This is a genomic window from Kurthia sibirica (assembly GCF_003143975.1).
GTDB lineage: Bacteria > Bacillota > Bacilli > Bacillales_A > Planococcaceae > Kurthia > Kurthia sibirica.
In genome coordinates, this window is sequence record NZ_QFVR01000016.1 from 23,435 (window position 1) to 36,267 (window position 12,833).

Genomic DNA, 12,833 nt, shown 5'->3' on the forward strand with positions numbered 1-12,833 from the left:
ATGAGCCAAGTATAAATATAAAATAAGGTGTTAAAAAAGGCACTTTAACAGTCATATTAGGACAATTAAAGTGCCATATCTTATATAGTTTTTTCTTTATTTTTGTTCCTATAATGCACGACGAACGTTGCACCAAAAGCAATAATGAGAATAGCGAAGAACAGTAAATGCGATATTTCGATACCAAAAACGCCTAAAAGCATTTTAATAGCAATAATCGCGATTAAAATAAATGCAGTTGTTTCTAATTCGGGTACGCGCTCAATCAAAGTTAGAAAGACACCAGCGATTGTCCGCATCATGATAATTCCTAAGATACCACCAAGAAGTAGCACCCAGACCTGATCTGAAATGGCAAAAGCAGCTAAAATTGAATCGACTGAAAATGCGATATCCATTAATTCTACCGAAATAACCGTTGCCCAAAACGTTCCAAATATAGCAACTAGTACACCTTTATTTTTAAATTCTTTTGCTTCTTCTTCTTCTTGACCTCTATTTTTGAAATGTGAATAAACAATCCAACCTAAATAGAGTGCACCTAGTACTTTGATAAACCAAAACTTAACGAGGTATACACCTATTCCAATAAAAATGAAACGGAAGAAGTACGCGCCAAACATACCATAAAGTAATGCTTTTTTTCGTTGTTTTTCTGGAAGATGCTTTACTAAAACAGCTAATACCAATGCATTATCTGCAGATAAAAGACCTTCCATAACCACGAGCGAGCCGATTAATCCCCAAGCTACAGGATCCGTTAACACTTCTCCCCACATTTCCCAGTTAAAGAATTGCGCATACGTGGACAAAATTGATTGAATTATTTCCACAAGTTATCCTCCATTGTCATGCTTTTTAAGCTTCTAAACCATAAGCATTAACGAGTGCACCTAAGCCGCCTTGATAACCTGAACCAACTGCAGCAAATTTCCAAGTATCATTATGACGGTATAGCTCACAAAATACAACGGCGGTTTCAATTGAGAAGTCCTCACCTAAATCGTAGCGTAATACTTCAGTGTTTGTAACATCGTTTACTAATCGTACATAGGCATTTGACACTTGCCCGAAGTTTTGTAAACGTTCATCCGCAGCGTGGATCGTAACTGTAACTGCAATTTTATCGATTGAAGGACTAACTTTCGATAAATCAACGAGAATTTTTTCATCATCACCATCGCCAGCACCTGTGCGGTTATCACCTTCGTGAGTTACCGAGCCATCCGTACTCACTAAATTATTGTAAAAGATGAAATCTAAGTCATTTTGACAAACGCCATTTTTATCTAGTAAAAATACAGAGGCATCTAAATCGAAATCTGTGCCGCCATCAAATTGCTTAACATCCCAACCAAGACCGATTCCAATATTATTTAAACCAGGATCTTCTTTATTCAAATCAATTCTTTGACCTTTGCTTAATTGAATTGCCATTGATATTACCTCTTTTCAATAATGAATTAAATTAACCTAATTGAATTCCGTAATCCACACAAAGTGCTTCTAATCCACCTTGGTAGCCGGCTCCGACTGCATTAAATTTCCACTCTGTTCCATGACGGTATAATTCTCCAACAACTACCGCTGTCTCAATTGAGAAATCTTCGCCTAAATCAAAGCGCATTAATTCGGTATTTGACGATGCATCTACTACGCGAATAAAAGCATTTGATACCATACCAAAGTTTTGATTGCGTGCTTGTGCGTCATGAATTGTTACTGTGAAAGCAATTTTAGCAACATTAGCAGGGACATTATTTAATGCCACTTTTACTGTTTCGTCATCGCCTTCACCATCACCTGTTAAATTATCGCCTGAGTGTTCTACCGCTCCAGCTCCACCTATTGGATTATTATAAAAGATAAAGTCAGTTTGTTCATTTACTTTACCGCTTTCACCTAATAAGAAAATTGATGCGTCTAAATCAAAGCTTTGGCTACCATCGTATTTATTTGTATCCCAACCAAGTCCAACAACTACATTTGTTAATCCCGGGTTAGATTTTGTTAAATCAACTTTTTGACCTTTTTGTAATGAAACTACCATCGTATATTCCGCTCCCTTGACTAGCTATATTTTTTAACAATATCTCCAAGTTTACCATCTGTTGTACCTTCACCTAGTGCAGCAAATTTCCACTCCGCACCATGACGATATAATTCACCAACAACCAATGTCATTTTACCTGTATAATCATCTGTTAAATTGTAGCGAATTAACTCTTTATTACCATCTAAAATACGAATATATGCATTTTTAATCATACCAAAATGTTGATTACGACCTATTGCATCATAAATATTAACGACAAATACTAATTTATTGTAATTTTGAGGAATGCTGTTTAGAGTTAAGTGAATTTGTTCATCATCGCCATCACCTTCACCCGTAACATTGTCACCAGAATGTGAAATAGAACCATTGTCATTTTTTAAATTCCCAAAATAAATAACATCTTTATTATTGCGAATACGGTCATCATCTAGTAAAAGAACTGAGGCATCACAATCGACATTTGCCGCTTTGCTTGCACCACCACCGAACATACCACCAAACATACCTTTTTTCTTCTGTTGTTCTTCAGCTGGATCCCAACCTAAACCGATTTGAATATTATTGAGACCCGCGTTACCTTTAGTTAAATCAACTCTTTGACCTTTTACTAAGCTTATTCCCATTTTTCATTCCTCCTACGATTCAAAAAAATCTACTGTTAGAACAGTCATATTATACCAAAAATTACGGATAATATAAAATAACTATTCATATATATTTTAATGTCCTACTTATTCCATTATACATTAGATGTTTCTTTGAAAGACATTAATATACTACTAAAATCAAAAAACGAGTAGACAGTTGTGGCGTTTTTTTTACGCTCCTACTAAAAAAATCATTCAATTGAAGATTACTAATTTACTTTTTATAATCATTATAGTTCAACTATACTCCCTAGGACGCTTCCTCCATTCCTCTGGTTCCATAAATAAATCACAGATCGCCCCAACTAACCTCAAAAAAGACCAAATCCTTCAATTTCATACGATTTAGTATCGCGAATGTTGACCTGATTGTTCTTTTAAAGTAAATATTTTAACTTATACAGGTGTTACTTACCGGTTAGCTCGATTTACTTGCCGCTTAGCTCGATTTACTTGCCGCTTAGCTCGATTTACTTACCGCTTGCAACGATTTACTTACCGCTTGCAACGATTTACTTACCGGTTAGCTCGATTTACTTGCCGCTTAGCTCGATTTACTTGCCGCTTAGCTCGATTTACTTGCCGCTTAGCTCGATTTACTTGCCGCTTAGCTCGATTTACTTGCCGCTTAGCTCGATTTACTTGCCGCTTAGCTCGATTTACTTACCGCTTGCAACGATTTACTTACCACTTGATCAACAAGGGTGGATTACTCCCTTATATGCAGAAAATTACTCGTTATTACTTAGCTTGTGATATTGTCAAAAACAAAAAACCAGCCTTCCCAGGGGGATACCTGGAAGGCTGGTTTTAGTGTTTTTATAGGAATTAGTATCCCCAGATCATTGCTAATAGAGAACCAAACACTGTTAGTAAACCAACTACTACAGCGTAGATTGTCGAAATATACAATGCTTTTTTGTCAGCTGTTTCACCAATATGCATGAATAATACAAGTTGAAGTGACGCTTGAGCAAGAGCCGTTATCCAAAGGATAACTAAGCCGCCGATTAATGAAATATCATCAATCCAAATAACTGATAATGCTGCAAATGTTAAAATGATTGAACCAATAAAGCCCAATACATGTTCTTTTGGAAATAATTCTGCCATTTTACATCATTCCTTTCAAGTAGATAAAGCTGAATAGGAAGATCCAAACAACATCAAGGAAATGCCAGTATAAAGAGAAGATAAACGCTTTATTAGCTGTACGAGCATTGATGCCGTGACGAACAACTTGAATAATAATAGCTGTTCCCCATAGTAAACCGAAGGATACATGGGCACCATGCGTTCCTAGCAATGTGAATAGACTTGATGTGAATGCACTTGTTTGGATAGTTGCACCTTCATGAATGAAGTGTAAGAACTCATCCACTTCAGTTGCAACGAATCCTGCACCTAAAAGTAATGTGATGACATAAAAGAATATCATTGGTTTAACGCGGCCTAAACGCATGGCGTGAACACCTAAACCAATGGTGAAACTAGATGTTAATAGTAGGAATGTTTCGATTAATAACGGTTTTAATTCGAAAAGATCTGCACCGATTGGGCCTGAACCTGTACGGTCTACTAATACGAAATACACTGTAAATAGTGTAGCGAATAATACGATTTCGGCGCCTAAGAATACCCAGAAACCGAAGATTTTCAAATCGTTTTCTTCAGTGCTGTATTCTAAAGGTACTGAGTTATTGTGTTTTGACATTATCGGTCACCTCTCATTCGGCGCTCTGTTTCTTCAACTTCATGTGCGTGAATATGATGACCTTCATCAATTTCAAACGAACGGTATGCCATGAATAATAGTGTTATTACAGCTAGTGGAATAACGATCATGAATTGGTTGAAGATAAAGAAGAACGTTAGTAATCCCATGACAACACTCATCCAAAGCGGAGCTCCAGAGTTGTTAGGCATGTGGATATCTTCAATTTTACCTGCATGAAGGTCGCGACCTTCTTTTTTAGCGTACCAGAATTCATCAAGTTGAGAAACCTGTGGTACGATTGCGAAATTATATTCCGGTACTGGTGAGTGTGTAGCCCATTCAAGTGAACGTGCATCCCATGGATCGCCGTTTGTTTCTCTTGGCGCGTAACGGATTGAATAGTAAATATTGTATACAAGTGATGCGAAACCTGCTACTAATACTAATGCACCAATGAATGATAGCATTTGTAATGGTGCGTAGCCTGTTGACTCAGAGTATGTGTACATACGACGAGCTGCACCATTTAACCCAAGGATAAACATTGGGAAGAATGTTACGTTAAATCCAACAACAATCATCCAAAAACCAACCTTACCGATTTTTTCGTTAAGACGGAAGTTGAACATTTTTGGCCACCAGTAATGGTAACCTGCTAATAGACCGAATACTGTACCTGGAATTAATACATAGTGGAAGTGAGCAACTAAGAATAAAGTATTGTGATATTGATAGTCAGCACTTGCCATAGCTAGCATTACACCAGTTACCCCACCGATAGTGAAGATTGGAATAAAGCCTAAAGCATATAACATTGGAGTAGTGAAAGTTATACGACCATGACGCATTGTCAGAAGCCAGTTAAACATTTTAACTCCAGTTGGAACTGCAATTAACATTGTTGTTACTGAGAACACACCGTTTACTAAAACGCCATGACCCATTGTGTAGAAATGGTGAGCCCATACCATAAATGATAGTAATGAAATGATGACCATCGAAGCTACCATTGAACCGTAACCGAATAGGTTTTTACGAGAGAAGGTTGCAATAACCTCACTGAAAATACCGAAGGCTGGTAAAATAACGATGTATACTTCAGGGTGACCCCAAACCCAAAATAGGTTGGCCCATAACATATCCATACCGCCATCTGTCATAGCAAAGAATTTAGTACCGAATTGACGGTCTAAAGTCATTAATACAAGTGCAACTGTTAATACTGGGAATGCAAATGTAATGATTACGTTCGTAATTAAACATGACCACGTGAACATTGGAATTTTCATCCAAGTCATACCAGGAGCACGCATTTTAATAATTGTTGTTACAAAGTTAATACCTGTCGCTAACGTACCGATACCGGCAATTTGTAATGACCAAGCATAGTAGTTATTTTGAATACCAGGACTAAACTCAATACCTGCTAGAGGGAAATAAGAAGTCCAACCTGCGTTTGGTGATCCACCAATGATGAATGAGATGTTTAATAGCGCACAACCAACAAGGAATAGCCAGAAGCTAAGTAAGTTAAGTCGTGGGAACGCTACGTCACGTGCACCAATTTGAAGCGGTATTGCTACGTTCATTAAACCAATAACAAACGGCATTGCTACGAAAAGAATCATTAATACACCATGTGTAGTAAAGATTTCGTTATAGTGATTTGAATCTAAAATTTTGTTCTGAGGTACTGCGGTCTGGGCCCTCATGAGGAGTGCCTCTATTCCACCTTTGAATAGCATGATTAATGCTACGAAGATGTACATAATACCAATTTTTTTGTGGTCAACTGAAGTGAAATAGTTTTTATATAACCAAGTCCACTTTTTGAAGTATGTTATACCAGCAATCATTGCGATACCGCCAACAAGAATACCAATTGCAGTACCCAAGATTAGTGGTTCTTTTAAAGGCGAGAATAATATTTCTAAAGTCAATTTGAGTAACTCCTTTCGTTCTTCTACGTTCATAAGAATTTAAAAATGGTTTAAATTATTTGTCCATTTCGTCCATGTCATCCATGTCATGTTCTGTTTGGTCAGATGTTTTCGAACCTTTTTTAGATTCTGTATACTTATCAGCTTTCATCATATCTTTGTGGTCCATTGGAGCAGGACTGAATGATAAGTGAGTAGATGAGTAGCTAGAACGTCCAACAACACTTGGTTTAAGAAGTTTGTCGAATTCTTTTTCTGTTAATGCTGGTTCAGAAGCTTTTACATCTTTAACCCAAGAGTCGAAATCTTTTTGTTTTGTTGCTGTTACAGTGAACTCTTGATCAGCGAAACCTTCGCCGTTAAAGTTCGAGTTACGTCCCCAATAATCGCCTTCATGATCAGCAGCTAAATGGATTGTCGTTAACATATCCGCCATAGCATATTTTTGACCAGCTAATTGTGGAACCCAGAAACTAGCAATCGTACCGAATGAGTACAAGCGGAATTCGATTGGACGGTCAGTTGGAATCATCGCATAGTTAACTGTTTCGATTCCTTCTTCAGGATAACTGAAGTGCCATTTCCATTCAGAAGATGAAGCATAAATTACTAGTGCTTCTTTATTTCCGTAGCCCTCTGGTTTTTTCTCAACTTTGTCAGTTGTATAAATTGTTACAACTGATAAGAAACTTACAATTAGAATTGGAATAACTGTCCAAATAATTTCTAATTTGTGGTTACCAGCTTCATGTGGTGGCTCATAATCAGCACCCATTTTGCTTGCTCTGTAATTTTTCAGCATGAAGAATAGTAGTAAATACACAACTAATAAAATAACTGCCATAGTTATGATTGATAAAATAATAGTATTAGATAATGTTTCTGCGTTAGGTCCTTTAGGATTTAACACCATTAACGGCTCACAGCCTGATAATACTATTGCTAATAATGCTGCCACGATAGGCATAGTTAACAATTTTTTTCTCATGTTGTACTCCCTTCTAAAACAACCTTCTTCTTTTAAATATAGAATGTTGAATGGATATTGAAGTGTGTCCCCCTACATTTAATTTGCTAGGCAAATTAAACATGTTTTACGAATCTGCTGAGATGATTGAACATTTTATCTTCCTATTCGTCCTATGTACCAAACAACGACTATTCCTCGTATAATTGCTATTTAACTAAAATTTAAGGAATAACATGTTTGAAAATGCACAATGAGAAAAATAAGATAACCCAAGCTCACAAACCCACTTCTTTAAGTAAGAAGCATTCAACCTTCTTTTCAATTCAAACTGAATTATAAACCTAAAGCTTACCGAAAAGAATAAAAATATACACGATTTCACATATTCTTTGATAGTTTTTGAACTTTCTGTGGACGGCAATCTATTTCGCACTATAAATTCAGTAATATAAAGGTCCTAACTCATATCTAGAACCCATTTTTTAGCAATTAAGTAAATTGATTACTGCAAGTGATTATCTGATTACATATTCCACTAACCTACTTAGCTAGGCAATTTACTTGTTTACTTAAAAATAAATTCATAATATTGGAAAAGAAGGTTTTATAAGTTAACTCGGCGTTAAAAAATCGAAAGGAGTATCTAATTTATGTTAGATACTCCTCAAACCTTTGACGGTTCAATCATTTTACATATTATATAGGAAAACTTCATTATTATTATACCATTACTTTTTTAGTTCTCAAGATTCGAGAATTTACAGAAAATTCAACTCACCATCCAACAACCATTCTGGGTACGGATACATTTAATATTAATTGCTTCCCTCATCTTCAATCGTTTCTGTGTTTCTTCTATATTAATAGCTGAAAATAGTCCAGCTATTAAAAATGATGACCAGCAGTTCATATTCACCTCCATATTAACTTTTCCCTATTTGCATAATGATAATCTTTAAATATCGGCATTTTTTCTAAAATACATAGAAAAAAACCGCCTATAGGAAGAGGGCACTGAAAAAGTCCACTTATGCACAGATAAGCGAGGACAGGAACGAAATTCGTTCCTGTCCTCGCTTTTCCTCGTAGCCGTTGATTCCGTTCCGGCGGACGCTTTTCGCGGGCACGGACCATCCTGTATAATAGTAGTTACTAATTAAAGGTGGTGCGACCATGATTTCCAAACAAGAAACCCTTAACTTAAGTCCCTATATGGTACTATATGATTTAATCATTCCAAAAGATAATATGCTTCGCCAGATCAATGAACTCGTTGATTTTTCATTTATTATAGACGAATTAAAATCAAAATACTGTTTGGATAATGGTCGAAATGCGATTCCACCAATTCGTATGTTCAAATATTTACTCCTAAAAGCAATTCATGACTTATCAGATGCCGATCTTGTTGATCGTTCTAAATACGACATGTCCTTTAAATATTTTCTAGACATACTACTTTGATATAGAAAAATGTAAAGTTTGTCCAATGCAAGAAGGCTGTTATAAAGAGGGTTCTAAAAGTAAAACATATTCGGTCACGATTAAATCAACAGAACATAAGGACCAAGCGAACTTTCAAGAGACAGATGAATTCAAAGAGCTCGCGAAAAATAGTGAAATCAAAAATCCGCATGGGTACAATACGGCCAAATCAGCGGGTTTATTTGGCATGGAAATACAAGGTGCCACAACGATATTCGCTGTCAATCTTAAGCGGATATTAAAACTACTAAATGAAAAAGAGTAAGAAATAGACAATGAAATAAGGCACTTTCTGTTCAAATCGAACAGAAAGTGCCTTATTTTTATCTAAAAAATCAACTCGTCATAAAAAACGTAAGTTTTTCAGTGCCCTCTATAGGAATAGGCGGTTTTTATTTAAATTAAGCTGTTTTTTTCTTTTTCAGTAATCCAATCATCAATGCTGTAATAATGGAACCGATAATAATGGCAATGGCATATAGCGCAATATTCATACCTCCGCCTTCAACAAGTGGGAAAACAAAAATACCGCCATGTGGTACTGGTAAACCAATTTTAAAAGCCATTGTTAAACCACCAGTGACTGCTGCACCGACCACAAAGGATGGAATCATTCTTAGTGGATCACTCGCTGCGAATGGAATCGCTCCTTCTGATATAAAGAAGGCACCCAGTACATAACTCGTTTTACCTGTATCACGTTCTGGTTTCGTAAAACGATTTTTAAAAATAGTTGTAGCTAATGCAACACCTAGTGGAGGCACCATACCACCTGCCATAACAGCAGCCATAATATGATAGTTCCCTGCATCTAACATAGCTATACCGAATGTATAGGCCGCTTTGTTTAGTGGACCACCAAGGTCAAAGGCCATCATCGCTGCTAAAACAACACCTAACAGGATAACATTCGAGCCATTTAACGAATTTAGTAAATCAGAGAATGTTGTATATAGTTTTGTTAACTGTGGATTTAGAAGCATCATAATAATACCGACGGAGAATATACCAAGTAATGGATAAATCAGTATCGGTTTCAGACCTTCAAAAGATTTTGGTAAATTGGCAAATAGTTTTTTCAATCCTAAGACGATATAACCTGCAAGGAAACCAGCAATTAAACCACCTAAGAAGCCAGAATCGGCACCTTCAGCATTTTTCACCGTAATCGCAAGTAAACCACCAACCATACCAGGAGCAAAACCAGGGCGATCAGCAATACTCATAGCAATGAAACCAGCTAATACTGGCACCATTAGTAAGAAGGCATTACCTCCACCAATGGTTTTCAACATATAGGCAAATTCATTGTATTCTGCATTGCCTTTTTCAGCTGAGTTTATGCCGAAAAAGAAAGAAATTGCAATGAGTATCCCGCCCCCTACAACGAATGGTAGCATATTTGAAACACCGTTCATTAAATGCTTATAAATTTGCGAGCTGACACTATTTTTCGCTGCGCCATCTTCTTCTTCATATCCATCATCTCCGCCACCTTGATGATGATAGACTGCACCACCTGGTTTTGCTGCGCGATCAAATAATGCATCTGGTTCATAAATCGCCTTACTGACGGGTACTTGAATTACTTTTTTACCTTCAAAACGTGCGAGCTCTACTTTCGTATCGGCTGCCACAATAATTGCATCTGCTTCAGCTATGTCTTTTGCTGTCAAAACATTTTGTGCACCACTCGAACCATTTGTTTCTACTTTAATAGAAATATTTCGTGTTTTTGCCACTTCTTCTAATTTTTCTGCTGCCATATAGGTGTGTGCAATGCCTGTTGGACAAGCCGTTACAGCTAAGACCCGTAATTGCTTTGGATCTTTCTCTTCCGTTTCCTTCGTATCTGCTGCTACTTTTTTATCGTCAGCAGCCTGCTCTTTTTCTTCAATGGCCTCTAGTACTTCTTCCTTCGTTGTCGCATTGCGTAGTTTTTCTGTAAACTGAGCATCCATTAAGAAACCAGCCAACCTTGAAAGTGCTTCAAGATGAAGATTATTTGCGCCATCTGTCGCTGCAATCATAAAAAATAAATTTGCAGGTTGACCATCTAATGATTGATAGTCCAGCCCTTCTTTTTTACGTCCAAATGCAATGGCCGGTTCCTTAACGGCTGCTGTTTTAGCGTGTGGTATGGCAATGCCATCTCCTACACCTGTCGTGCTCGATTGTTCTCTTTTTTGCAATGCCTCTAAAAATAATCCCGCATCATTCAATTTATCAGCTTGCTGTAATACTGCCGTTAATTCACTTAATACATCGTCTTTAGTCGTAGCATCTAAATCTAATTTCATCGTTGCTGTCGTTAATAGTTCTGTTATCTTCATCTTAAAATCCCCCCTTTAAATGTCGGACACAATTACGTGATCTAGTAATTGTTCTACTTGTTCTTTCGTACATAAATCTTCATGGAAAGCTGTTGCACTGCCTGCAGCAATACCATATTTAATCGCGTCTTCCATCCTGTTACCTTGGGCTAGTTGAGCTACGACACCCGCCACAACTGAATCACCTGCCCCCACTGTATTGATCACCTTCCCTTGAGGTGCTTCAACATGCAATTGCAATTCATCTGTGACACATACAGCTCCCGCTCCCCCTAGTGATACGATTACAAGTGCTACACCTGCTGCAACAATTTTTTTAGAAACAGTTACAATTTCATGCAATTCTTCGCTTTTCTGCCCTACTAGCTCAGCAAGTTCATCCTCATTCGGTTTGATCATATACGGTCTAAATGGCAGCAATGTTACAAGGCGTGGTCCCGACGTGTCGAGAACCCATTTCGCTTGTTTTTCTTCACACAGATTGGAAATGTATTCGAAAAAAGAATTAGGGATTGACATTGGGATGCTACCAGAAATAATTAACCAATCTTCACGCTGTATTTTATTGGCCAATTGAATTTTTAAAATATCTAATTCTTCCTCAGTTAGGTAAGGTGTTGGTCCATTTAAGTCCGTTTCAACATCCGATTTTATTTTGACATTAATACGTGTTGGTTCTGCAATTTTAATAAAGTCATTTCTCACATGATTATTTGTCAAAGCATTTTCTATAAATGCTCCCGTAAATCCACCAATAAATCCAAGCGCTGTCGTATTAACAGTCATCGATGTTAAGACCCTTGATATATTGATGCCTTTGCCGCCCGCAAAATAACGTACATCCGACGCTCGGTTCAATTCAGCAATTTTAAAATTTTCCACGAATGGAATATAGTCGATTGACGGTGAAAAAGTAATGGTATAAATCAAGGTTGCATGACCTCCAGTTCATTTTTTTGTAATTTCTCTAACGATTCTGCCGGTAATTGTGATGTAATTAAGGCCATTGATGACATTTCGGTGATTTTAGCAAATTTCACTATGCGATGTTTTGAATGATCCGCAACGGCATAACTTTTCGTTGATTGCGCAATCGCTTGTTTTTTCACTAATGCCTCTTCTGGATCTGCTGTTGTGTATCCCTGTTCCACAGAATAACCGTTAACCCCAATAAAACTAATATCAAAGTGGTATTGTTCCAACGCATGAATGGCCATTGCACCAATGAATGCTTGCGTGCTACTTTTTAATAAACCACCAATCAAATATGCTTTAATATCGAATTCACGCAAAACTGCAATTGTCGCCAAGCCATTTGTCACGACTACAATATCCTTACCCTTTAAATGAGGTATTAATTGTTGCATTGTTGAACCTGCATCAATATAAATACAATCTCCATCATCAATTAAGGTTGCTGCGACAGCCATTAGCTGCTGTTTTTCCTCTAAATTTTCCACTGCATTTTCCTCTAAACTTTTTTCTTGAAGGCTTGAGGAACGCAAAGTTGCTCCGCCATGTATCCTCATTAATTTATGCATTGCTTCTAGCTCAGTTAAGTCACGACGAACGGTTGATTCTGAAGTATTTGTCACATCTACAAGTTGTTGCAAAGACATTGTTTGATGCTCTGATAGTAATTTTAATATTAACGTTTGTCTTTCATTTATAAGCATAGTCCT

The 12,833-nt window shown here is 37.0% G+C and carries 13 protein-coding genes and 1 pseudogene; 3 read left to right on the plus strand and 11 right to left on the minus strand.

Annotation, left to right across the window (positions count from 1 at the left end; translation table 11 throughout):
* Window positions 1-80: 80 nt before the first annotated feature.
* The 4 genes from DEX24_RS11595 to DEX24_RS11610 are packed head-to-tail and all read right to left on the minus strand — an operon-like array spanning window position 81 to window position 2,682.
* Window positions 81-833, minus strand: a complete 753-nt coding sequence (locus tag DEX24_RS11595) for a TerC family protein (protein WP_109306595.1) — start codon at window positions 831-833, stop codon at window positions 81-83.
* A gap of 25 nt (window positions 834-858) precedes the next feature.
* Window positions 859-1,437, minus strand: a complete 579-nt coding sequence (locus tag DEX24_RS11600) for a TerD family protein (RefSeq protein ID WP_109306596.1) — start codon at window positions 1,435-1,437, stop codon at window positions 859-861.
* A 31-nt stretch (window positions 1,438-1,468) separates the two neighbouring features.
* Window positions 1,469-2,050, minus strand: a complete 582-nt coding sequence (locus DEX24_RS11605) for a TerD family protein (protein WP_109306597.1) — start codon at window positions 2,048-2,050, stop codon at window positions 1,469-1,471.
* 20 nt (window positions 2,051-2,070) lie between these two features.
* Window positions 2,071-2,682, minus strand: a complete 612-nt coding sequence (locus DEX24_RS11610; protein WP_109306598.1) for a TerD family protein — start codon at window positions 2,680-2,682, stop codon at window positions 2,071-2,073.
* A 456-nt stretch (window positions 2,683-3,138) separates the two neighbouring features.
* On the opposite strand from DEX24_RS11610, the gene DEX24_RS17025 reads away from it, so the two are divergent.
* Entirely contained in the window at window positions 3,139-3,462 is a 324-nt protein-coding gene (locus tag DEX24_RS17025) for a hypothetical protein (protein WP_146192989.1), read from the plus strand.
* 72 nt (window positions 3,463-3,534) lie between these two features.
* On the opposite strand, the gene qoxD is transcribed toward DEX24_RS17025, so the two are convergent.
* From qoxD to qoxA, 4 genes are read right to left on the minus strand one after another with little or no spacing between them, the layout of a single operon-like run.
* On the minus strand, window positions 3,535-3,819 hold the full coding sequence (qoxD, locus tag DEX24_RS11615; protein WP_109306599.1) for a cytochrome aa3 quinol oxidase subunit IV: 285 nt from the start codon (window positions 3,817-3,819) through the stop codon (window positions 3,535-3,537).
* A gap of 1 nt (window position 3,820) precedes the next feature.
* A complete protein-coding gene (gene qoxC, locus DEX24_RS11620) occupies window positions 3,821-4,420 on the minus strand; it encodes a cytochrome aa3 quinol oxidase subunit III (protein ID WP_109306600.1) in 600 nt (199 codons plus the stop codon).
* On the minus strand, window positions 4,420-6,363 hold the full coding sequence (gene qoxB, locus DEX24_RS11625) for a cytochrome aa3 quinol oxidase subunit I (protein ID WP_186819638.1): 1,944 nt from the start codon (window positions 6,361-6,363) through the stop codon (window positions 4,420-4,422). Before qoxB ends, qoxC begins: the two co-directional genes overlap by 1 nt.
* Window positions 6,364-6,418: 55 nt before the next feature.
* The gene (qoxA, locus tag DEX24_RS11630; RefSeq protein ID WP_109306602.1) at window positions 6,419-7,351 is read right to left on the minus strand and encodes a cytochrome aa3 quinol oxidase subunit II; all 933 of its coding nucleotides are present in this window, start codon (window positions 7,349-7,351) and stop codon (window positions 6,419-6,421) included.
* Between the two features lie 1,155 nt (window positions 7,352-8,506).
* On the opposite strand from qoxA, the pseudogene DEX24_RS17840 reads away from it, so the two are divergent.
* Both DEX24_RS17840 and DEX24_RS17845 read left to right on the plus strand, forming a co-directional pair.
* Window positions 8,507-8,788 (plus strand): annotated as a pseudogene (locus DEX24_RS17840) (transposase); the annotation flags it as partial.
* Between the two features lie 34 nt (window positions 8,789-8,822).
* A complete protein-coding gene (locus DEX24_RS17845; RefSeq protein WP_428841352.1) occupies window positions 8,823-9,083 on the plus strand; it encodes a hypothetical protein in 261 nt (86 codons plus the stop codon).
* Window positions 9,084-9,219: 136 nt separating this feature from the next.
* Here DEX24_RS17845 and DEX24_RS11640 read toward each other — a convergent pair whose 3' ends face one another.
* Genes DEX24_RS11640 through DEX24_RS11650 form a run of 3 tightly spaced genes read right to left on the minus strand, consistent with a single transcriptional unit; the run spans window position 9,220 to window position 12,827 of the window.
* Complete coding sequence (locus tag DEX24_RS11640; protein ID WP_109306603.1) at window positions 9,220-11,151, minus strand: PTS fructose transporter subunit IIABC; 1,932 nt, start codon at window positions 11,149-11,151, stop codon at window positions 9,220-9,222.
* Window positions 11,152-11,166: 15 nt separating this feature from the next.
* Window positions 11,167-12,081, minus strand: coding sequence for a 1-phosphofructokinase (gene pfkB, locus DEX24_RS11645; protein ID WP_109306604.1), 915 nt, complete (start codon window positions 12,079-12,081; stop codon window positions 11,167-11,169).
* Window positions 12,078-12,827: a DeoR/GlpR family DNA-binding transcription regulator gene (locus DEX24_RS11650; RefSeq protein ID WP_109306605.1), complete on the minus strand. Its 750-nt coding sequence runs from the start codon at window positions 12,825-12,827 to the stop codon at window positions 12,078-12,080. The genes pfkB and DEX24_RS11650 overlap by 4 nt, the downstream gene beginning before the upstream one ends.
* Window positions 12,828-12,833 lie beyond the last annotated feature (6 nt).

What these genes read in the sequence shown, in the direction of transcription:
- qoxA (WP_109306602.1), bottom strand. Translation starts at nt 7,351, where the DNA reads ATGAGAAAAAAATTGTTAACTATGCCTATCGTGGCAGCATTATTAGCA.
- DEX24_RS11640 (WP_109306603.1), bottom strand. Translation starts at nt 11,151, where the DNA reads ATGAAGATAACAGAACTATTAACGACAGCAACGATGAAATTAGATTTA.
- DEX24_RS11600 (WP_109306596.1), bottom strand. Translation starts at nt 1,437, where the DNA reads ATGGCAATTCAATTAAGCAAAGGTCAAAGAATTGATTTGAATAAAGAA.
- DEX24_RS11605 (WP_109306597.1), bottom strand. Translation starts at nt 2,050, where the DNA reads ATGGTAGTTTCATTACAAAAAGGTCAAAAAGTTGATTTAACAAAATCT.
- DEX24_RS17845 (WP_428841352.1), top strand. Translation starts at nt 8,823, where the DNA reads ATGCAAGAAGGCTGTTATAAAGAGGGTTCTAAAAGTAAAACATATTCG.
- DEX24_RS11650 (WP_109306605.1), bottom strand. Translation starts at nt 12,827, where the DNA reads ATGCTTATAAATGAAAGACAAACGTTAATATTAAAATTACTATCAGAG.
- qoxC (WP_109306600.1), bottom strand. Translation starts at nt 4,420, where the DNA reads ATGTCAAAACACAATAACTCAGTACCTTTAGAATACAGCACTGAAGAA.
- qoxD (WP_109306599.1), bottom strand. Translation starts at nt 3,819, where the DNA reads ATGGCAGAATTATTTCCAAAAGAACATGTATTGGGCTTTATTGGTTCA.
- DEX24_RS11610 (WP_109306598.1), bottom strand. Translation starts at nt 2,682, where the DNA reads ATGGGAATAAGCTTAGTAAAAGGTCAAAGAGTTGATTTAACTAAAGGT.